Annotated in this window: 17 protein-coding genes; 1 reads left to right on the forward strand and 16 read right to left on the reverse strand. The window is 64.6% G+C overall.

Translation table 11 applies throughout. From position 1 onward, the window contains the following. Window positions 1–82 precede the first annotated feature (82 nt). The 5 genes from ABD024_RS14830 to ABD024_RS14850 form a co-directional block, all read right to left on the reverse strand. Entirely contained in the window at window positions 83–241 is a 159-nt protein-coding gene (locus ABD024_RS14830; protein WP_343854232.1) for a hypothetical protein, read from the reverse strand. A 205-nt stretch (window positions 242–446) separates the two neighbouring features. Further along, window positions 447–1,148 carry an alpha/beta fold hydrolase gene (locus ABD024_RS14835; protein ID WP_343854236.1) on the reverse strand — a complete coding sequence of 234 codons (702 nt, stop codon included), beginning with the start codon at window positions 1,146–1,148 and terminating at the stop codon, window positions 447–449. A 99-nt stretch (window positions 1,149–1,247) separates the two neighbouring features. Continuing rightward, entirely contained in the window at window positions 1,248–1,469 is a 222-nt protein-coding gene (locus ABD024_RS14840) for a TonB-dependent receptor (RefSeq protein ID WP_343854240.1), read from the reverse strand. 86 nt (window positions 1,470–1,555) lie between these two features. After that, window positions 1,556–2,083 (reverse strand): GNAT family N-acetyltransferase, encoded by a 528-nt coding sequence (locus ABD024_RS14845; protein WP_343854245.1) that lies wholly within the window; start codon window positions 2,081–2,083, stop codon window positions 1,556–1,558. A 60-nt stretch (window positions 2,084–2,143) separates the two neighbouring features. After that, window positions 2,144–2,908: a TerC family protein gene (locus ABD024_RS14850; protein ID WP_343854249.1), complete on the reverse strand. Its 765-nt coding sequence runs from the start codon at window positions 2,906–2,908 to the stop codon at window positions 2,144–2,146. Between the two features lie 481 nt (window positions 2,909–3,389). Between ABD024_RS14850 and ABD024_RS14855 the strand changes: the two genes are divergently transcribed. Beyond that, a complete protein-coding gene (locus ABD024_RS14855) occupies window positions 3,390–4,799 on the forward strand; it encodes an Hsp70 family protein (RefSeq protein ID WP_343854253.1) in 1,410 nt (469 codons plus the stop codon). Between the two features lie 84 nt (window positions 4,800–4,883). On the opposite strand, the gene ABD024_RS14860 is transcribed toward ABD024_RS14855, so the two are convergent. The 11 genes from ABD024_RS14860 to ABD024_RS14910 form a co-directional block, all read right to left on the reverse strand. Then, entirely contained in the window at window positions 4,884–5,807 is a 924-nt protein-coding gene (locus ABD024_RS14860) for a M14 family metallopeptidase (protein WP_425543152.1), read from the reverse strand. A gap of 57 nt (window positions 5,808–5,864) precedes the next feature. Continuing rightward, complete coding sequence (locus ABD024_RS14865) at window positions 5,865–7,118, reverse strand: alkaline phosphatase family protein (protein WP_343854262.1); 1,254 nt, start codon at window positions 7,116–7,118, stop codon at window positions 5,865–5,867. A gap of 175 nt (window positions 7,119–7,293) precedes the next feature. Beyond that, window positions 7,294–8,925, reverse strand: a complete 1,632-nt coding sequence (locus ABD024_RS14870) for a glycoside hydrolase family 30 protein (RefSeq protein ID WP_343854267.1) — start codon at window positions 8,923–8,925, stop codon at window positions 7,294–7,296. Between the two features lie 54 nt (window positions 8,926–8,979). Further along, window positions 8,980–11,595, reverse strand: a complete 2,616-nt coding sequence (locus ABD024_RS14875; RefSeq protein WP_343854272.1) for a glycoside hydrolase family 3 protein — start codon at window positions 11,593–11,595, stop codon at window positions 8,980–8,982. Window positions 11,596–11,886: 291 nt separating this feature from the next. Beyond that, entirely contained in the window at window positions 11,887–12,402 is a 516-nt protein-coding gene (locus tag ABD024_RS14880) for a DUF3016 domain-containing protein (protein WP_343854277.1), read from the reverse strand. Between the two features lie 219 nt (window positions 12,403–12,621). After that, on the reverse strand, window positions 12,622–13,701 hold the full coding sequence (locus ABD024_RS14885) for a tetratricopeptide repeat protein (protein WP_343854281.1): 1,080 nt from the start codon (window positions 13,699–13,701) through the stop codon (window positions 12,622–12,624). Between the two features lie 1,084 nt (window positions 13,702–14,785). Beyond that, entirely contained in the window at window positions 14,786–15,289 is a 504-nt protein-coding gene (locus ABD024_RS14890; RefSeq protein WP_343854286.1) for a hypothetical protein, read from the reverse strand. Window positions 15,290–15,363: 74 nt separating this feature from the next. Continuing rightward, on the reverse strand, window positions 15,364–16,416 hold the full coding sequence (locus ABD024_RS14895) for a hypothetical protein (protein WP_343854290.1): 1,053 nt from the start codon (window positions 16,414–16,416) through the stop codon (window positions 15,364–15,366). A 48-nt stretch (window positions 16,417–16,464) separates the two neighbouring features. After that, window positions 16,465–17,214 (reverse strand): TSCPD domain-containing protein, encoded by a 750-nt coding sequence (locus tag ABD024_RS14900; RefSeq protein WP_343854295.1) that lies wholly within the window; start codon window positions 17,212–17,214, stop codon window positions 16,465–16,467. A 98-nt stretch (window positions 17,215–17,312) separates the two neighbouring features. Next, window positions 17,313–18,026 carry a hypothetical protein gene (locus ABD024_RS14905; protein ID WP_343854299.1) on the reverse strand — a complete coding sequence of 238 codons (714 nt, stop codon included), beginning with the start codon at window positions 18,024–18,026 and terminating at the stop codon, window positions 17,313–17,315. A 59-nt stretch (window positions 18,027–18,085) separates the two neighbouring features. Beyond that, window positions 18,086–20,224, reverse strand: a complete 2,139-nt coding sequence (locus ABD024_RS14910) for an adenosylcobalamin-dependent ribonucleoside-diphosphate reductase (protein WP_343854304.1) — start codon at window positions 20,222–20,224, stop codon at window positions 18,086–18,088. Window positions 20,225–20,575: the final 351 nt, after the last annotated feature.

Genomic DNA, 20,575 nt, shown 5'->3' on the forward strand with positions numbered 1-20,575 from the left:
TGCCCGGCGTCTCCATCCATGACTAAAGCCATGGTTCGCGGCGATTCGCCGCGGCCATCCGGGTGCGCACGCGTCCGCGGTTTCAGCTCGCCCGTGCGACCGGAGCAAGCACCGTGGTCGTGCTCGCGCCGGCCAACTGCACCGAACTCGGCGTGGCAGTCAGCATGGCGCCCATGACCAGCGCGCAAATGGCGAAGCAGACGACGAACAGGCTGGCCAGGATCTGTGATTCGAATTTCATGACGTGTCTCCGGTGATGGGTGATGTTCCCTGTAGTGCACGGAGAGCAATCACCGTGCCAACCCATCCGGCATGCGCAAAACGTTGTAGTGCGGCGGCTGGCACGGCGCCAGTGATGCGGGCCAACTGTCCGCGGACGGCCGGCGCGGTGGTGCCGGACAGCCGGACAGGCGGATGCAGGCCCGCGCCAGGCAACTACCGCCCGCCTACGCCGCCAACCACTGCCGCATCGCCCGGGTGACCGCGGCGGGCTGTTCCATCGGACTCATGTGGCCGCTGTCGTCGACCATCACCAGATGCGCCTGCGGCATCAGCGCCGCCATCGCCTGGTGCAGCGCCGGCGGGGTGAGCACGTCCAGCCGGCCGCACAGCACCAGCACCGGGCAGGTCAACCCGCGCAGCACCGCCGCGCCGTCGTCGCGCCGCATCGCGTTCTGCCGGATGAACACCTCGCGGCCCTGGCGCAGCGTCATCGCGTTGATCCGCTGCACCAGCGCGGTGTCGTGCAGGCGCTCCGCCGCGATGAAGCTCGGCAGCAGTTGCTCGGTCATGCCGCGGAATTCGCCGGGCAGGCTGACCGACTTGTTGGCCGCCCGCCGCCGCGCGATGCGCTCGGGCGTATCGGCGTGGAACGAGGTGTCGAGCAGCGCCAGCCGCTCGATGCGCTGCGGCGCCTGCCGCGCGATTTCCTGGGCGACGTAGCCGCCGAACGAAAAGCCGGCCAGCGCAAAACGCGGCGGCGCCGTCGCCAGCACCTGCCGGGCCAGAGCGGCGAGGCTGTCGCCGTGGCCCAGGTCGGCCACCCGGCCATCGGCGATATCGGCAAGCCCCGCCAGCTGGTCGCGCCACAGGTCTTCGTCGCACAGGAATCCGGGAAGCAGCAGCAACGGCGGCCGAGGGTCAGTCACGGGCATGTCAGGCAATAAAAGGGGAGGCATTATCGGCGAGCGCGCCGGTCACCGCACGGCATCGCCGATTTGCCAGCCCTGCGCCTGGAGCTGGACGGATCAGGTCGCGTCCGTCCACGTCGCCTCGATGTCGGCCTTCACCAGGTCATCCAGCGCCGCCAGCGCCGTATCTTGCATGCCGAACATGCATCCGTGCCGCATGCCGGCGTAATCGCCATCCCGGCGGAACGTCGCCGTCCAGACGATGCGGCCGGCGCTCGCCTGCTCGTAATCGCCTTCATAGGTAAATCCGTTCTTCGTCTTGCCGGAGACCGTAGTCATGGCGGGAGCCTCCTGGCGTGATTGCTCCGCCAGCATAGCGCTTTGCCGTCGCAGCATGGCGGCAAACGCCCACCACACCCCCGACGTCAGCCGGCGTCGAGGTCGGCCAGCGGCGTATCGCCCGCGGCGACATCGAGCGCCTGCAGCGAGACGGTCTTCCTGCCGCCGTACAGTGGCTGGCGGCCGACCTCGCGAAAACCCAGCCCGGTGTGGAAGCGCTCGGACACCGGGTTGGGCGGCTCGATGTCGAACTCGCAGGTGATCCACGGCACCGTGTCGCGCACCGCGAGCGCGTAGAGCTCGCGATAGAGCCGGCGGCCGGCGCCGCGCGCCTGCGCGTCACCGGCCACCACGATGCGATCCACGTACAGGAAGCGCGGATAGCGCTGCGCAAACCAGCGGTAGTTCGGACTGTCGTAATCCGCCCCCTCGCGCAGCGCGAGCAGGAACGCCTCGACCCGGCCGTCCCGCTCGACCACCCGATGCAGCGCCGCCTGCGCATGCAGCCGCGCCAGCCGCGCGCCGTCGAGCGGACTCAGCACCGCCACGAACGCCTCGTTGAGGGCGAGGATGGTGGGAAAGTCGGCAGGGGTGGCGTCGCGCGACATCGTCATGCAGGGGCTCCGAGCCGCAGGGGAATTCATGCTATCCGGAACAATGGCGGGCGGGCGAACCTATTCGGTACCGCCCTGCGCGTACTTTTCGTGCAACGCCACCGGCGCGACCTGCCTGCTCGCGCGCCGGCGGATCCACAGGTTGATCATTTCCACGAACACCGAGAAGGCCATCGCGGCATAGATGTAGCCCTTGGGAATGTGCTGGCCGAAGCCGTCCGCCATGAGCACCAGGCCGATCATGATCAGGAAGCTCAGCGCGAGCACCTTGACCGTGGGATGGCGTTCGACGAACTCGCCGATCGACCGGGCAAACATCAGCATGAAACCGATCGAGGCGAGGATGGCGGTGATCATCACCCAGCGCTGGTCGACCATGCCGACCGCGGTGATGATGGAGTCGAGCGAGAACACGATGTCGAGCAGCATGATCTGCACGATCACGCCGCCGAACGTGGCCGCCGCTGCGCCCACTGTGACCTGCTCGGTGGCGCCTTCCAGCTTCTGGTGGATTTCGTGTGTGGCCTTGCCGATCAGGAACAGACCGCCGCCGATCAGGATCAGGTCACGCCACGAGAAGGCATGGCCGATCAGCGAGAACAGCGGCGCGGTCAGCCCAACGATCCAGGCGATCGCCAGCAGCAGCCCCAGCCGAGTGACCGCCGCCAGGACGATGCCGACGCGGCGCGCCTTGTCGCGTTGCTCCGCCGGCAGTTTGCCGGCCAGGATCGAGATGAAAATGATGTTGTCGATGCCGAGCACCAGTTCGAGTGCCGTCAACGTGGCGAGGGCGATCCAGATTTCGGGATTGGCCAGCAATTCCATGGGAAGTCTCTTCGATGAACGAGGGGTTGCGCGCCATCACGCCATTGGCGGCGTGACGGTGCGGTGGTGGGGTGACGCCAGCCTGCCGGAGCAGGCCCCGGCAAACGGAAACGACGAATGCGCGCAAGCGCGCTTCACGACTTCGTGTGGACGTCCAATGGCATGCGGATGCTCCGGCAAGGCTCGAAAGGCCACGGCGGGAAAGGCATCTGGGATGGACGCACCTTCGCCGTGGAACGGCGAAGGTCTTGCTCGCAAACCGCCTGGCGGTCTGCTGCTGCACCGGGGCGTGAGCCCGTCATGACGGCGACAGCGACTGGGAGCTACTCCCCTTCAGCGGAGGATGCTAACACACCGACTCCGCGCCACGCGGCGCGTGGTATCTCAAGCGCCATTCAGCTCCGCACCTCTTCCGGATTTGGGTCGATGAAGGCTTGGCCGTCATACTGCCGGGTTGCGATTGAACAACCACGTGACTTCCATGCATATCGGTATCGACTTCGGCACCAGCTATTCGGCGGCCGCCGCCATCGTCAACGGCGAATTGAGCCTGGTGCGCTTCGGCGCGGCCGAACAGTTCCGCACCGCGGTGTTTTTCCCCGAGCTGGTGCCCGATCCGGGCGACTTCCAGCTGACGTCCGAACTGGAAGCGCAACTGGAGATCCAGCTGCGCCTGGCGCGAACCCGGCAGCGCGAGATGGCGGCCGCCGCCGCTGCACGCGGGCAGACGCCGGTGTCGCGCAGCGAAGGCGATATCCATCGCGAGGCGCTGCGCGAGGTACGCCGGCAGTGGATGGAACAGCAGGCCCGCGAAGCCACGGCCTCGGTCGCCAGTTTCCAGCATGCGCTGTTCGGCGAAGAGGCGGTGGAAGGCTACCTCGACAGCGGCGGCGGCAATCTGATCGAATCGCCGAAGTCGATGTTCGGCTATCGGCTCGATCCGCAGGTGCGCAAGGTGATCGTGCACATCGCCACGCATATCCTCGAACACATCCGCCTCACCGCCAGTCGGCAGTTCGGCGCACCGGTGCGCGGTGCGGTGATCGGTCGGCCGGTGGAATTCCGCAGTTCGATGGGCGCGCAGGGATCGGCACAGGCGATCGAAATCCTGCGCGAGGCCGCTGCCGTCGCCGGCTTCGATCAGGTGCGCTTCCTCGAAGAACCGGCGGCGGCCGCCATGCACTATCACAAAAGCCTCGATGCACGGCAGCACGCACTCATCGTCGACATCGGCGGCGGCACCACCGACGTGGCGCATGCCGAACTCGGCGGTGGCAGCGCACCACACATTGCGCGCAGCTGGGGCCTGCCCAAGGGCGGCACCGACCTCGATGTGAGCGTGAGCCTGCGCAGCTTCATGCCGCTGCTGGGCAAGGACAGCATCCGGATCCCGCAGCATCAGTTCGTCGAGGCCGCCAGCGTGCACAACCTGCCGAAGCAGCGCGAGTTCCGCAAACAGGACTATCGCCTGGTGGCCGAGCCCTACGCCGCACGCCTGCGTGCCCTGCAGGAACCCGGCGCCACCACCCGCCTCAACCAGCTGGCCGAACGCACCAAGATCACCCTGAGCACGTCGTCGCTCCATCGAGCCGAGCTGGACTTCGTCGAACGCGGCCTCGCTGTCGAGACCAGCAGCGAGGATTTCGACGCCGCCATCGATACCTTCCTCGGCCAGCTCGAACGCACGCTGGCCACCGTGCGCGCCGATCTCGCCGAACTGCCGGCCAGCGTCTTCCTCACCGGCGGCACCTCGCGCTCACCGCAGATCAAGGCCCGCGTGCAGGCCTGCTTTCCCGGGATTCCGCTGGTGCAGGGCGACCCCTCGCTGGGCGTGGTATCGGGACTGGCGGTGGCGGCGAGTGAGATCGGTGAACAAATGGATCGCGTTTGACGGACGGCTTTCGCGGACCCGGCGCACTGGTTGTCGCGGGCCATCCGTTCGATATCGGGTTCGAGCGACGTGCGCGCGTCCGGCTCAGCCTGCCGGATGCGCCAGCGCGAAATCGATCGCCGCGCAAACCGCCGCCACCTGCGCATCGTTGCATTGCGCGGGCGTGGCCCGCGGGCTGTCGGGATAGACCTCGGTGGTGGTCTTGTACGGCGCGCGGGTGACGCCGGCGCACAGGCCGAGCGACGTCAGCGCGTATTCGATGACGCCGGGCGAGACCACCGGCGAGCCGATGATCTCGCCGCGTTCGTCAGCCGGCGCGATGTGGGTGACTTTCGCCACCGCCGCGATGATCGCCTGCTGGAACGCCGGCTGCGGATGTTCGCTGTCGTCGACCAGGTAGAAGCCGTCGGGAATCTCGCCCGGCTCGCACGGCTTGCCGTCACGCGCGGCCAACGCCGGGCGGAACTCGCTCTCGTCGCTGTCGGTAGTTTCGTGCAGGTCGATGTGCATCAGCACGCGATCGCGGAACGGCGCGACCAGCCGCATCAACGCCGCCGACTCCGGCGCCGGGCTGTCCTCGCGGAACGAGCGGTTCGGGTCCAGCGCATCCGGGTTCCAGCGATGGATGCGCTCGTAGGCCCACGGGCTGATGCACGGCGCCACGAGCAGGTTGATCCGTCCCGCGTAGCGCTGCGCCTCCCGCTCGACAAACTGCAGCGCGCCATGCACGCCGCTGGTCTCGTAGCCGTGCACGCCGCCGGTCACCAGCATGAGGGGCAGTTCGTCACGCCAGTGGCGGCTCCTGATCGCCAGCAGCGGGTAGCTGCCGGAGGCATAGTCCAGCCGGCCGTACTCCGACACGTCGAAGCGCGCGCGCAGCGGCTCGATCACGCTCAGCACATCCGCTGCGTAGCTGCGCTGCACGGTCTGGCGTGACCGCCAGGCGGCGACTTCCTCCGCTCCCCAGGGACGTCCGGGGGTACCGATCGGATAGGGGGCCTTCGTCATCACGTCATTCGCTCTGCATGGACATCAAGCCTGCAACTTTAGCACCGCCGGGCCTGCCTATTCGGCCACGCGGCCAGGCGATTCCAGAATGTCCGTCAGCGGCTTGCCCTGGACCGTGCCGAGGGAAATATGCAGCAGATGCGCGATCGTCGGCGCAATGTCGACATTGGGGAACGCCGGGATTTCACCTCGGGGCCGAATGCCGAAGCCCGCCGCGATGAAGATGCCCTGCATGAGGGGATCCGAGTTGGGGTAGCCGTGGGCGCCGATTTCAGTTGTGGGTGTCACGTAGTCTCCCGTGTCGCCCTTCTTGAAGGCGTAGCCGTCTGCCGCGTAGAGCAGCAAATCGGGCGCCTGATCACTCTGCGCCGGCGTCGGCCAGCCTGCTTGCGCCGCCTCGGCGGGCGTCAGCACCGAGCGGATGCCGGGCTTGCCCACGAAGAGCAATTTCAACGCCTTGATCGAAGCCTTCGTGGCGTGCTGCTGGAAGACCAGCGCGAAACCGTCATCCGGTACGCAGAAAGTGGGCTGGCTCGCCGAGGCGGCCTGCAGGCCGGCCTGCCTGAGCAGGACGTCGGGGTGCAACAGCTGGTGCACGCTGCGCTGGCCGTGGTCGGAGACGATGATGAAGGTCGTGCGGTCGAGTTCGCCGGCGGCGCGCACCGCGTCGACGACGTCCTTTACGCGGTCATCGAGGAAGGCGATGGTGTTGCGCCCCGAGTCGTTGCCGAAGCCCGTCTCGTGCTCGATGTTGTCGAGCGCCAGCAAGTGCAGCAACAGCAGGTCGGGGTGATGCTTGCGGATGATGGCGATCGCCGCGTGGGTGTAGATGCGATCGCGCCACGCCTGGGATGACTCGCCGAAGTGCGCGAGCTGATCATGGGTGACGATGCCCTGTTCCACCAGATCCCGCTCGATGGCGCCGTCGGGGTCGGGGTGTTCGGCGAATTGCCAGTCGATGCTCGATGCGCCTTCGATGGCGACCCAGTCCACCTGCGCCGTGGTGAGGCCCGCCTGGTGCGCGGCGTCGTACACGGTGGGGACGGCGACCAGCCGCGACTTCGGTGCTGCCATGTCGATCCCGGGTAACGTCGAGGTGCGCTGGTTGACGATGAGCCCGTTGACCAGCACGTGATGCCGGCTCGCGTCGACGCCGGTGACCATGGCGGTGTGGTTCGGCCAGGTGACGGTGGGGTTGATCGGCTGCATGGAAACCGCATGGACGCCGCGCCGCATCAAGGCATGCAGCGTGGGCGCGGGCAGCTGCGGCTCATGCAGGCTGACCGCGGCGAAGGCGTCCAGGCTGATCACGATGACCTTCGGCCGCTGCACGGCAGGCGCTGCCTGTGCGCAAAGCGGAAGCGAGAGGCTGCCCGCAAGGAGCAACGCCGCGGCCGCGACGTTGCGAAGCAAATGGGAGGTTGAGCACATCATGCGATCCCGTCGATGGAGAAAAGGCGCCTGCCGGAACGCAGGCATCACTCGATCACTGGCGCTCACCGCTCGTCCCGCTCGTGGCTGGGGTAGCGGGCGTCTTTTTGGCCGGCGATGAATCATTCGGAGCTGAATCAATCTGAGCTGAATCAATCGAAGCTGGACGCGTCGTATCCACGGGCTCGCCTGCCTGCTGCGGATTCCACACGAAAGTCGCCACGCTCTGCGCCGGCAACGTGTAGTGGAAACGGGTCTGCTCCTGCCTCACGGAGACGCGGCGTGCCTCCGCATGGCTGTTGACCACCACCAGCACGATCGATCCGTCGGAAGCATTCTGGAAGGCCACATTGTTGATCTCCTTGTCGGTTTCGCTGGACCCCACCCGCACGGCACCGGGCAGGACGAACCGGCTGAAGTGGGCGAACGCGTAGTACTCATCGTTGCGGCTCACCTCGCCGGTACGCGAGTCGATCGTGACCACGCCCTTGCACAGGTCGCACCCGCCGGAATGCGGACCATGCTGCTCGTCGAGTGCCAGGTTCCAGTACACGACACCGCGCGCCCACTGCCTGAGCCCGGCGAGCAACAGGTCGCGCGTGAACCACATCAGCTCGCCATTCCGCGCGGACTCCCAGTCGCCGCCCGAGCACTCGGTGATGTAGACCTCCTTCCCGGGATGCGCACGATGCACCTGGCTCTGCGCGTACGGGCTGCCGCTGTAGCAGTGCCAGGCGATGCCGTCGATATAGCGCGCGGCATCGAGGTCGGCCAGCACGTCCAGCGGTTGCCCGGGCGCGTCCCAGTTGTGGTCCCAGCCAAGAATGCGTGTTCTTGGCTTGCGGCCTGCCAACGCCGGACCGAGATACCGAGCGATGATGCGCGCGCGCGTGGCCGCGGGTACTTCCATGCCCGGGTAAGTCACCGGCACAAAGCCCGGCTCGTTCTGCACAGTCAGGGCGAAGATGGGGATGCCGTAGCCGCGGTAGGTGTCGAGGTACTTGACGAGATAGTCCGCGTACGCGCTTTCGAACTGCGGCAGCAGCTCCCCGCCAATCAGGTTCGCGCTGGTCTTCATCCACGCCGGCGCGCTCCACGGCGACGCGATGATGCGCAGTTGCGGGTTGACGGTCAGGATCTCGCGTACGGTCGGTATCACGTCGCGCAAATTGGAGGCGACATTGAAATGCAGCAGTTGCGGATCGACCTCGCCGACGGGAAGATCGTCCAGGGTGTAATGCTGCAGCGAGAAATCCGAGGCGCCGATGGTCAGGCGCGTCATGTTCAGATTGAGGTTGGGCGGCGGGCCAAACAGTTCCTGCAACAGCGCGCCACGCTGCCGCTCATCCAGCTTGTTCCGGATCAACCACGCCGACGAGTCCGTCAACGCTGCGCCGAAGCCGACGATGGATTGATATTTCCTGTGGATGTCGACGACCACATCGGCAGGTGACGGTTCGTCGGCGCTCATTTCAACATCGGGCTGCCGCACCAGGCGCAGCCGGCGATCAGCCGTGCTCAGCCATAGCCTGGCGGTGGGCACCAGCGGGTGCACCGCCGAGGTGACCTTGGACTCCACCGCGGAATGCTTGCGACGCGACACCTGCAGGGCCGTCAGTGCGAGCAAGGTCATCAGGGTGATGGATGCAATGGCTATCCACCCGGGAACACCCTTGCGCTCATCCATGGTGCACACAAGGCCCATCGACCACGTTGCGGTTCATTGGCGACAACCCCACGCTCACGGGGCGTCCAGGCTGGCGCATGGCAGGTCGGCGCGTCCAGCCGGCGTACCCGCGACGATTTTCACGTCGGCAAACGCGGCGGAAAACGGCGGCGATGCCAGCACGCCGAACGGCACGTCAATATGCGAGAGGTCGGCACCGTTCCCGATGAAGCACGCCAGCGGAATCGACACGGTGTGGCGGGCGCCGTTCGCATAGGTGGCGAAGGTGTGCGTCAGGTCGACACTTCTCGTGCAGTGGTCGCCACAGCCCATGTACACCTTCACCGGCCCGTTGGCGGGCGTGCCGATCACCACATCGAACTGCAAGGCCGCGTGGGTGGCTGCCAGCGGCATCAGGTTCCTGGGTTGAGGACTCCGTGCAAAGAATCGGCCGACACCGAGCCAGGTGACGGCTTTGGCGTCCTGCTGGGTGTTGACTTGGACCGTACGCAAACGCAGCACCGGATGGCTGGCCGGCCATTCGATGACAGCATTCAGATCGGCGCCGATGTCATGCGCGGGTTGCTGCGGGCTCGCGTCAGCCAGGTAGAGCGCGAACGGCGGCACCGCAAGCGTGTGAAACACCGACAGCACCGACGCGTCGGCGCAGGCGTCGACGGCGGGATAGGTGGGCAGCGCGGCCATCGCGTGCCTGCCGGAATAGCGCAGCCCGTAGCCGGGCGCGAACAACCAGCGCGCCGCCTTGGCACTGCCGCTCGCGTCGGGACAGGGAACGCCCGGCCACGGCATGGCGAGCGTTCCGCTGAAATCGTAGGCACCCGCGCCGGAAGTGCCTGCCATCAGCACGTCGGCCACACCCGCGCCTTCGGTGCCGGGCAACCAGGCAGCCACGAAGGCGTCGGCGAGATTGAGCAGGTTGTTGACGTCGAGCGGGCGCCCCGCGACGAACACGACGACGACGGGCTTGTGGCCCTTGGCCACCGTCTGCAGGACGGCCAGGTCCTCCGGATGGCGGTCACTGTGCCGCAGCGTGGCCGACGGCATGATGTCGCCCATGGTCTCCGCATACGGCGTCTCGCCAATCACCGCCACGACGACATCGAAGGGTTTCAGATCCACGCCCTGCGCCGTTTTGCTGTAGGTGACGTTCGCCGCGCCAGCGGCCTGGCGCAGCCCGGCCAGGATCGTTTCGCCGTGGGGGAAATCGGCATTGCCGTTGTCCGTGCCCTGCCAGGTCAACGACCAGCCGCCGGTCTGGTTGGACAGGCTGTCGGCGCTCTTGCCCACCACCAGAATCTTCGACCCCGCTTTCAAGGGCAGCACGCCGTGATTGTTCTTCAACAGCACCAGCGATTCGCGCACGGCGCGCCGCGCCAGCGCGCGGCTCTGCAATGAGCCGACGTCGCCCGCCCCTGCCCGCTGCGAAGGCCGCGTGCCGAACAGGCCCATGCGCAACTTGGCGCGAACGATCCGGCTGACGGCGTCGTCGATGCGCGCCATCGGGATCTCGCCGTGCTCGACCTGGCGGGTGGTGTTCGCGATGAAGGCCTGCCAGTCGTCGGGCACCATCACCATGTCGATGCCGGCATTGATCGCCTGCGGGCAACTGGCATTGGTGCAGCCCGGCAACTGGCCGATGGCATTCCAGTCGGAAACGACAAAGCCCTGGAAGCCCATCTTGTCCTTGAGCGCACCCGTCAACAAGGCGCGCGCACCCGACATTTTTCCGTAGTCGATGCCGGCGGCCACGTCATCCCAGCTGCTGTACGACGCCATCACGCTCTGCACGCCGGCTTCGAGCGCGCCGAAGTAACCCGCGCCGTGCACGTTGATCATGTCGTTCCGGCTGACCTTGGCATTGCCTTGGTCCGTGCCGTTCTGCGTCGCGCCATCACCGATGAAATGCTTGGCCGTCGCCATCACGTTGTGGTCGCCAAAGTCGCCCTGCAGGCCGGTCACGTAGGCGCGCGCATACGCGCGCACCAGCGGACCCTCGCTGGAAAAACTTTCGTAGGTGCGGCCCCAGCGGGCATTCTGTGCAACGGCGAGGGTTGGCGCGAACACCCATTGGACGCCGGTGGCGCGTACCGCCCTGGCGGTCGCCGCGCCGATGGCTTCGATCAAGGCCGGGTCGTGCGCCGCACCCAGGCCGATGTTGTGCGGAAACAGCGTGGCCCCGAAGACATTGTTGTCCCCATGCACGGCATCGATGCCCCAGATGATTGGCACCTTGATCGCCGCGTCGGTCGCCATCGACGCATCGTAGTAACGGTCGGACAGCGCCAGCCAATCCCCGATGCCGGCGAGCTTGTTTCCACCGGGCCAGGAGCCGCCGCCATTGAGCACCGAGCCGATGAAATATTTCGTCACCTGCGCCGGCGTGATCGACTTGATCTCGGCCTGCGTCATCTGGCCGACTTTCTGCGCGAGACTCATGCTCGCCACGATTTTTCGCACGCGCGCTTCCAGCGCGGGATCGGTGGCCAGCCGGCTGTCGATCGCCGGCCAGTCCGCATAGTGGGTCGGCGCCGGCACGCGATCGCTGAAGGATGCTGCCACCGGAGATCGCATGTCTTTCGCCGTTGCCGCGTCAGCTGCCAGTGCACCGCCCCCGCAGTCGACTGTGGCCAGAACTGCACACATCAACCACCACCATCCGGTACGGACCATCGGGAGCCTCGCTTGCCTGGAACATTCGCCTGACGTCGTGCAGGCATGTAATTCGACCGAGGCACGCGGACGGCACTGACATCCACTCCCCTGGCGCACATGCTACTGCGGCACAGGCCTGCCGATGGATGAAGCAGCGTGCACGGCGTCACATCCGGCGGGACGAGGCACCGCGGTGCGGCGCCTCACGGGCCACAACTCGTGGTTGAAACCAAGCAGCGCGGCGCGCCCCAGGTGTCGCATGCCAGCGAACGGGCCAGAGGCCTTGAGCCGGTGCGGGTGACGCCCCCGTCAAAGCTCCCCGGCGCCCTTGCGCAGCCAGAGATCGATCAGGGATTTCTCGTAGCGCAGCGAATCCTGATTCACCGGCGAACCGCGGCTGAGAAAAGCCGCGTCGCGCAATTTGCGGCTGCCCTGGCGCAGCACCTTGCCGTCGGCGCCGTACAAGGTGAAGTCCAGATCGATGCGCGGTGGATAGATGTCCTTGATGATGCGCACGTCGTTGAAGTCGGGGCCACGCCAGGGCTCGTATTGGCCGGCACGGACCACGTCGGTCACCTCGATCTCCAGCCGCTGGCCCGGCGCCAGGATGCGCGAGGCGCGCTGGGCGATGTAGGTCTTGAGCGGCTCCAGGTAGGCGTCGGCTTTGACCAGGTGCAAGCCGAAACTGCGTCTTGCCTCGGTGAAGTGCCGGGAATCCTTGTAGCGAACGCTGACGTTGTCCGGCGGCGTCGCCGCCCATGCCGTCACCGAGGTTACGGCCAGGCAGACGAGGCACAGCAGGCGGAACAGCGGGGAGGATTTCATGGCGGATCTCCCGTGGCGGAGCAGGCCGCCTGGCGCGGCAGTGGAGCGGCAAGGATCAGTATACGTCCGGCCCGGAAGGCGGATGGCGCTGCCGTCTCCGCGGCGAGTTCCGGCTGCTGCGCGCGGGCACCGCGGCACTCCAGCGTCTGAAAACGAACGCGGCGCGGATCAATGCGCGCTGGCCTGCTCGAAAAGCGCACCCTGCCCGTGGTTGCGACCCTAGTTTCTGCCCGCGGCATTGCTGCGAGTGAGCGCGGCGGCACGGTTCATCGCTCGCCGTGCGCGACGCTCCTCGCCCAGTTGCTGATAAGCGTGGGCCAGCCCGAAGTAGAAACGCGGGTCGCCGTCATACAAGCGGATGGCCTGCCGGTAGTGCTCCACGGCACCCGCGTAGTCGCCCTGCTTCTCGGCGCTCTCGGCCTGCAGGAACTGGAAGTAGGGGTCTTTCACCTGGACCTTCTCGAGACGCCGCGCATAGATGGCGCGGTGCGCTTCGTCGCCGTTGTTCCGGTACAGCGCCACCAGATTGACCAGCGCACCCGCGTTGTCCGGGTCGAGCGCCAGCGCCTTCAGGTAATCGTGTTCGGCCGCTGGCGGATCGCCCTGGCGCAGGTGCAACACGCCGGCATTGGCCCAGGCGTTGGCATAGCGCGGAGCCAGTTGCAACGCCATGGCCATGTACGGATTGGCCGCCGCGGGCGCGGCACCGACAAGCAACTCGGCAGCGCGGTTGTTGTAGTAGAGCGCCAACAGACGCTGATCGGAAATCGGCTCGGGTGGTTTGCGCCCCCTCACCAGATCCTGCGCCACATCCACGGTGAGGCGCGAGCGACCCACGGTGATTCCCGCGTTGACGTGGTTGAACCGGTAGATGATGTCGTCGCCCACGCGCCAGGCCACGATGTCGTCAAGCTCCTGCCCGTAGGCCTGCAAGCCGGATTCGCGTGCCAGCGCCACGGTCAGCAGGGTGAAGGTCAGGCAGTTGGCTTTGCGGGTGCGGTAGGCCTGTTCGACCGTCAACGTGGCGTCGGCCGAATACTCCATGCCCAGGCCCGGCTTCTGGAACAGGAAGCCCACCAGCCGTTCCAGTCGCGACCGGCCGGAACCGCCGGCATCGATGACCTGCTGCTGCAGCTGCGCATGCAACTCCGGCGGCACCGCCATGACCTGCTCCGGGCGCGGCATCGGCAACGCGGCCGGCGTGACCGGCGTGACCGAGGGAACCGGCGCCACCGACGTGGCCGGCGCAGGCATGGCAACGGACCATGCCAGGATTGCCGCGTACGCCCAGGTCACCATGCCGAAACCCTCCACGCCGTGGGGCGGGAACGTTTACCAAGGCCAGTTTAGTCCCCTTCGCAGGCGCCGGATCAGTCCGATCACAAGCAAGCCGGCGGCAACCGCCATGCCGCCACCCCCGCATGCCAGCGTCCTCACTCCCACGCCCGGACGAACCCGACCTGAGCGCAAAGGTGGGTACCTTGCGCGCAAGGCTGAGACCTCCGCGCGCCAATACGGCAGCCCCGTTCGCGAGCAAAAAACTCCAAAGTGCAAGGTCCGGAGCCTCGGATCGCGAAGGTCGCCGGCTTCGGCGGCGAGGCGTAAACCGTCGCGCGCCACTGCGCTACCTTCGCGCGCAAGCCGTCAAGCGTGGCGCGCGGGGCGGCGACGCTCGCCGCTGCGAGGTCGCGGGCGTCGTGCACGAAGGTCTGGGGGTGGGACGCAGGGCGTGAAGGGTTGCGCGTGGTGGTCTGGGCGTTGCGCGCAAGGTGGGGAAGCGTCGCGCCCGGAGGTTGGAGGCTCGCACGCGGGTCAGCGGACTTTGCCCGTCGGTTCGCCGAAGCCGGATGTTCGTGTCTGCGCGAGAGCCTGTTGCGCACAAAGGAAGTGGCTCTGACCCGGTTAGCTCGACCCGGTTAGCTCGCTTCGGCGGCGAGGCGCAAACCGTCGCGCGCCACTGCGCCACCTTCGCGCGCAAGCCGTCGGGCGTGGCGCGCGAGGCTGCGACGCTTGCCGCTGCGAGGTCGCGGGCGTTGTGCACGAAGGTCTGGGGGTGGGACGCAGGGCGTGGAGGGTTGCGCGTGGTGGTCTGGGCGTTGCGCGCAAGATGGGGAAGCGTCGCGCCCGGGAGTTTGAGGCTCGCACCTGGGTCAGCGGACTTTGCCCGTCGGTTCGCCGAAGCCGGATGTTCGTGTCTGCGCGAGAGCCTGTTGCGCACATTAAGGAAGTAGCTCTGACCCACTTAGCCCTTGTAGCCCTTGCACTTAGCCCTTGGAAGTAAGGGTCTTTCGCCTGGATCTTCTCAAAAAAGGGACGAGAGTAATTGTCCTCGGGCGCCCAGCGCGAGCCGAAATCAAGCCCGATGGTTCCTCCGTCCCGGCCTTCATCTTTGGCTTTCATCTTTCGCCAAGCCTTCACTCGCCCTTTGCTCACTTCTAAAGAAAGCCATCTCACCAAATTCAATCGAAGATACAAGAGGCGCGTACCAACTCGAAGCACCTTTCAGGCAAGTACCATCACCATCAATCTGCAGTAGAAAGCTTACCACTCCAAGCCGAGATCTATCTGTATTTTTTAGAGTAATAATTACAAATCGATCATAAATATATCCTTCAAGATCAAATGTTCTGATGTCATCAATGTGCAATCCCTTATTTTGATGAAAGCTAGAAGCCGTGGCTTTTCCAGTAAGACGTTCACACTCCTGCTTAATTTCTAGCAACGTCTTTTGAGAATTTGCAACACGAAACCAGCTGCCTTGAAGCGAAAGGCCCTTGTAGGTTATTAGTCGATACCAGGGAATAATCCATTCGTATATTACCTTCCTGAAAAGCGCAAGGACAACGGAAGTTAAAAGGCCAGCCACTATACCAATCACTATTTCCATGCGACGGCCTCAGAAGTTATAAAAAAGGCCAGAAGTCTCCTCCCAGCCTTGGTGTAACACACAGCCAGTAGCCACTAATTTGATTTATGAGCCGGATCCTTGGATTCGAGTGGCGTTGTATCTTTATTTGGCAATACAACATCCATCCTACTAATTGCAGACTCGACACGCCGCTTCTTCATGCGATCTAGGATGAGGTCGCGAATTTTATGGCGGGTATCCAGATCCAATACACCATCAAATCCAAGCTTGTTGTTGCCGAACAACATACCGTAGGCGAAAACAACTGCCGCCATCCACTTACTACCGGAGAAGAGATCTCCAGCCCCACCAATTAGTTGAACCCAGATATCTCCAGGCGAGTAAAACTCAGCCTTCGTCGCCAGGCTCAACTGACCAGAGTCGGAGTAACTGGCCAACTTATCGTCGAAGTTCGACTTAGTCAGCCCCTTATTGAGAGCTCTTATCGTCAACTCAATATCACTGAGCGATAGTAAAAATGATGCGACATCTACATTGTTAATCTGACCATCGGTCGATATTCTTGCGGAGAGATAAAGCGCATCGTTCCGAGAAAAAGCCGGATAAATAGTGTGGCAAATGGCTTCCCAATGCGAATCGACGTTAAAAACCGTTTGATTCGCGAAAAGCGACCGCTGCAAAGGGCTGGAGAATTCACCTCTGTAAATATTGGGCCCCCAAGCCACGTGCCTACGGAGCCTAAAGTCCATGATGGAAGACCGGTTATCGCGGTCATAGAGAACAATGGGTTTGTTGTCCCAATAGGCCTCGCTTGTTACAACGCCAATCCTGAGAAGGCTGCCGCCAGGGCAAATAACCCAGTCACCTTTCTTAATATCGTTGACAAAAGCCTTTGCCTGCGAAATCAACGAGCTAATTCCGCGCGGTCGCTGCCCCTCCCGCTCTCGGAGCTTTACCAAATTTGCATGAATGGTCGCCCAATTAGTGTTCTTTGGCACCTGAGCCGGTGCCTGGGAGACGGCCTGATCAACATGCCCGATCGCAACGACGCCAGCGTCGGCGAAGTGCGGCAAGAAATCGCCACCCTCTGCGCGCACCACCCAATAGCGCCTGTCATTCGGCACTTGGTAGTAAGAACCATCCATTAACTTCGCCCCCTGTAGGCGCACTTGGGCAATTCAATCAAAGCTGGCTCACCCGCACTTGCTATACCCGCAATTCAAACAAGTCTGACACCCATCCATCAGCACCAGCGCCTGCGTATTGCACTTCGCGCACATCGCGGCGCCCGGCGGGAAGCCGGAGGACTCGGTGTCGCTGGAGGCTGTCGCGGCCGCAGCCGCCACGCTCACGTCAGAGTTTTTTTTTGCGCCTGCCTGCTCGTAGGCCGCGCGCTTCTCGGCAATCAGCTTGCGCGTCGCCTCGTCCATTTCCGGATCGTGGATCAGCCCGATGTTCTTCATGTGCTGTTCCACCACCGAGCCGATCTCGGCGACGATGCTGGACATGTAGACGCCGCCGGCCTTGAAGTAGCCGCCGCGGGGGTCGAACACGGCCTTGAGTTCTTCCACGACGAAGGTGACGTCGCCGCCCTTGCGGAACACGGCGGACAGGATGCGGGTGAGCGCCACGATCCACTGGAAGTGGTCCATGTTCTTCGAGTTGATGAAGATCTCGAACGGGCGGCGCAGCTCATGCTTGGTGCCGGCGTTGAGCACGATGTCGTTGATGGTGACGTACAGCGCGTGCTCGAACAGCGGCGACTTGATCTTGAAGGTGGAGCCGACCAGGGTCTCGGGCCGCTCGACGCTTTCGTGCATCTGGATCACTTCGGCCGTCGGCGGCTCTTTCGAGGCGGCGGCGGTGACCGGGGTGGCGGCAACCTTGTCTTCGGGTTTGACCACGTTGTAGCCGGTGATCTTCTTGTCGATCTTGATCGCCATGGTGTTCGCTTCTTTCTTGAGTGTTGATGCCGGTGCGGACGCGGCGTGCGGCGTGGATCATCCGGCCCGGCGCTGGGCCGGGCCGGATGGGGTGTCGCTTACTTCCGTTTTGCAGCGGCCTTCTTGGCGGCAGGCTTGCGCGCTGCCGACTTCACGCTCGCTTTCTTGCTGGCAGTGGACCTCTTGGCCGTCTTGGCGACGGCTTTCTTGCTGGCGGACTTCTTTGCTGCCGCCTTTTTCGGTGCGGCCTTCTTGCTGGCCGGCTTCTTGCTGCTGACCTTCTTTGCAACCTTGGCGGCTTTCTTCTTCACCACCTTGGCGACTTTCTTGGCGACCTTCTTCACCGCCTTCCTGGCGGCGCCGGCCTTCTTGGCGACTTTCTTTACTGCCTTCTTGACGGCTTTCTTCGCGGCGGTCTTCTTCACCGCCACTTTCTTCGCAACCTTCCGGGCGACTTTCTTCGCCGCCTTCTTCACGGCTTTCTTGGCGGCGGCCTTTTTCGGCGCGGCCTTTTTCGCTGCAGCCTTCTTGGGCGCTGCCTTCTTCTTTGCAGCGGCTTTCTTCGGCGCGGCCTTCTTCGCAGCAGCCTTCTTGGGTGCAGCCTTCTTCGCAGCGGCCTTCTTCGGCGCAGCCTTCTTGGCCGCGGCCTTCTTCGGAGCGGCCTTCTTCGCTGCCGGCTTCTTCTTTGCCGGCGCGGGTGCGGCAACCGGCGCAGCCGGCGGCACTTCCGGCAAGACCGGCAGGACGACGGCAGGCGCCTCGGCGGCCGGCGTGGTGGTGGTGTTCAGTTCAACTTCGTTATCGATGGACATGCTGGTGTTCCCCTCCGGTGGACCGCTTGAGTTGTCGCACGCCGGGGGCGTGCGACGGTTCAGAACTTGCCGTAGTAGCCTTCCTTCAAGGCGTCGAAGAGGTTGGCGGCGGAGTGCATTTCGCCGTCGTACTCCACCTGCTCATTGCCTTTCAGTTCGACAACGCTACCGTCTTCGAGCTCGAAGCGGTAGAGGGTGCTTTCAAGGTCCGCTTCCTTGACCAGCACGCCCTGGAACGCGGCGGGGTTGAAGCGGAACGTGGTGCATCCCTTCAGGCCCTGCTTGTAGGCGTAGAAGTAGATGTCCTTGAAGTCCTCGTAGGGGTAGTCGGTGGGCACGTTGGCGGTCTTGGAGATCGACGAGTCGATCCATTTCTGCGAGGCGGCCTGGATGTCCACGTGCTGCTTCGGGCTGATGTCGTCGGCGGAGACGAAGTAGTCCGGCAGCTTGTTGTCCGCCTCGTCGGTGAACACCTTGGCGTCGGCGTTGATCAGGGCGCGATAGGCCAGCAGCTCGTAGCTGAGCACCTCGATCTTTTCCTTGGACTTCTTGCCCTCGCGGATCACGTTGCGCGAATAGCTGTGGGCGAAGCTGGGCTCGATGCCGTTGCTGGCGTTGTTGGCCAGCGACAGCGAGATCGTGCCGGTGGGCGCGATCGAGCTGTGGTGGGTGAAGCGCGCACCGGTCTCGGCCAGCTGCTCAACCAGGTTCGGCGCCACGGTGGCGATGCGCTGCATGTAGCGGCTGTACTTCGCGTGCAGCACGCGGCCGGGGATGGCGTCGCCGACCTTGTAGCCGTCCTTCACCATTTCCGGGCGCTTGCGCAGCATGTCGCCGGTGACGGTGTAGTCGCGCAGCAGGATCGGCGCGGCGCCCTTTTCCTTGGCCAGTTCCAGCGCGACTTCCCAGCCGGCCACGGCCATCTCGCGCGAGACGTCCTCGGTGAAGCTCACCGCGTCGGCCGAACCGTAGCGCATCTTCAGCATGGTCACGGTGGAGCCGAGGCCGAGGAAGCCCATGCCGTGGCGGCGCTTGCCCATGATCTCGTTGCGCTGCTGCTCCAGCGGCAGGCCGTTGATCTCGACCACGTTGTCGAGCATGCGGGTGAATACCTTGACTACCTCGCGGTATTCGTCCCAGTCGAAACGCGCCTTGGGGCCGAACGGATCGCGCACGAAGGTGGTCAGGTTGATCGAGCCGAGCAGGCACGAGCCGTACGGCGGCAAGGGCTGTTCGCCACACGGATTGGTGGCGCGGATGTGCTCGCACCACCAGTTGTTGTTCATCTCGTTGACCTTGTCGATCAGGATGAAGCCCGGCTCGGCATAGTCGTAGGTGGACACCATGATCATGTCCCACAGGTGCCGCGCACGGATGTGGCTGTAGATCTTGCAGGCGACCAGGCCATCCTCGCGGTCGACGTAGTTCTCGTGGGTCGGCCATTCGCGCCAGATCACCTGGGTCGGGTCGTCGACGTCGATCTCGTCCTTTTCCTTGACGTGCACCGGGAACACCATCGGCCAGTCCTGATCGTGCTCGACCGCTTCCATGAAGCCGTCGGTGATCAGCAGGCTGAGGTTGAACTGGCGCAGGCGGCCGTCCTCACGCTTGGCGCGGATGAATTCCTTGGCGTCCGGATGGCTGATGTCGAACGTGCCCATCTGCGCGCCGCGGCGGCCGCCGGCGCTGGAGACGGTGAAACACATCTTGTCGTAGATATCCATGAACGACAGCGGGCCCGAGGTGTACGCGCCGGCGCCGGACACGTACGCGCCGCGCGGGCGCAGCGTGGAGAACTCGTAGCCGATGCCGCAGCCGGCCTTCAGGGTCAGGCCGGCCTCGTGCACCTTCTCCAGGATGTCGTCCATCGAGTCGCGGATGGTGCCGGAGACGGTGCAGTTGATGGTGGAGGTGGCCGGCTTGTGCGCCAGCGCGCCGGCGTTGGAGGTGATGCGGCCGGCGGGGATCGCGCCGCGGCGCAGCGCCCACAGAAATTTTTCGTACCAGAGGCCGCGCAGGTCGTCGCTGACCTCGACGTCGGACAACGCGCGCGCCACGCGCTGGTAGGTCTCGTCGATGGTGGCGTCGACCGGCTCGCCGGACTTCGCCTTCAGACGATACTTCTTGTCCCAGATGTCGTAGGACGCCGGTTGCAGCGGAATTTCCACGGCGGCATCACGGTTGGCGGCTAGGTTCATGGTTGAACTTGGGTTCGCGCTGGGGGCTGAACTTGTGGCTGGCGCACGCACTGTGCTCATCGGCTTCCTGACCTCTCGCTGCGACCTTGCGGCCGGCGTTGTTTTTTATTTGATACGACAATGTCGTTCACAACTACACCAGCGGCAACTTGACGGGCCATCGAGGATTGCCCTCCAGCCCATGCGCCAGCTGATTCCCGACGACAACGACTCCCCCTCAAGAGTGCGACGGTCGACACCAGTGCTTGTCTTGGCGCTGGTTCGTGAACACAAGATGTTGTGGTTGATATCGGGTAAGCAAGTTAACCCCCACATCGCTGGTTGTAAAGTCCCACGACAGCATTCGTCCGG

This window comes from Rhodanobacter soli (assembly GCF_039523495.1).
Lineage (GTDB): Bacteria > Pseudomonadota > Gammaproteobacteria > Xanthomonadales > Rhodanobacteraceae > Rhodanobacter > Rhodanobacter soli.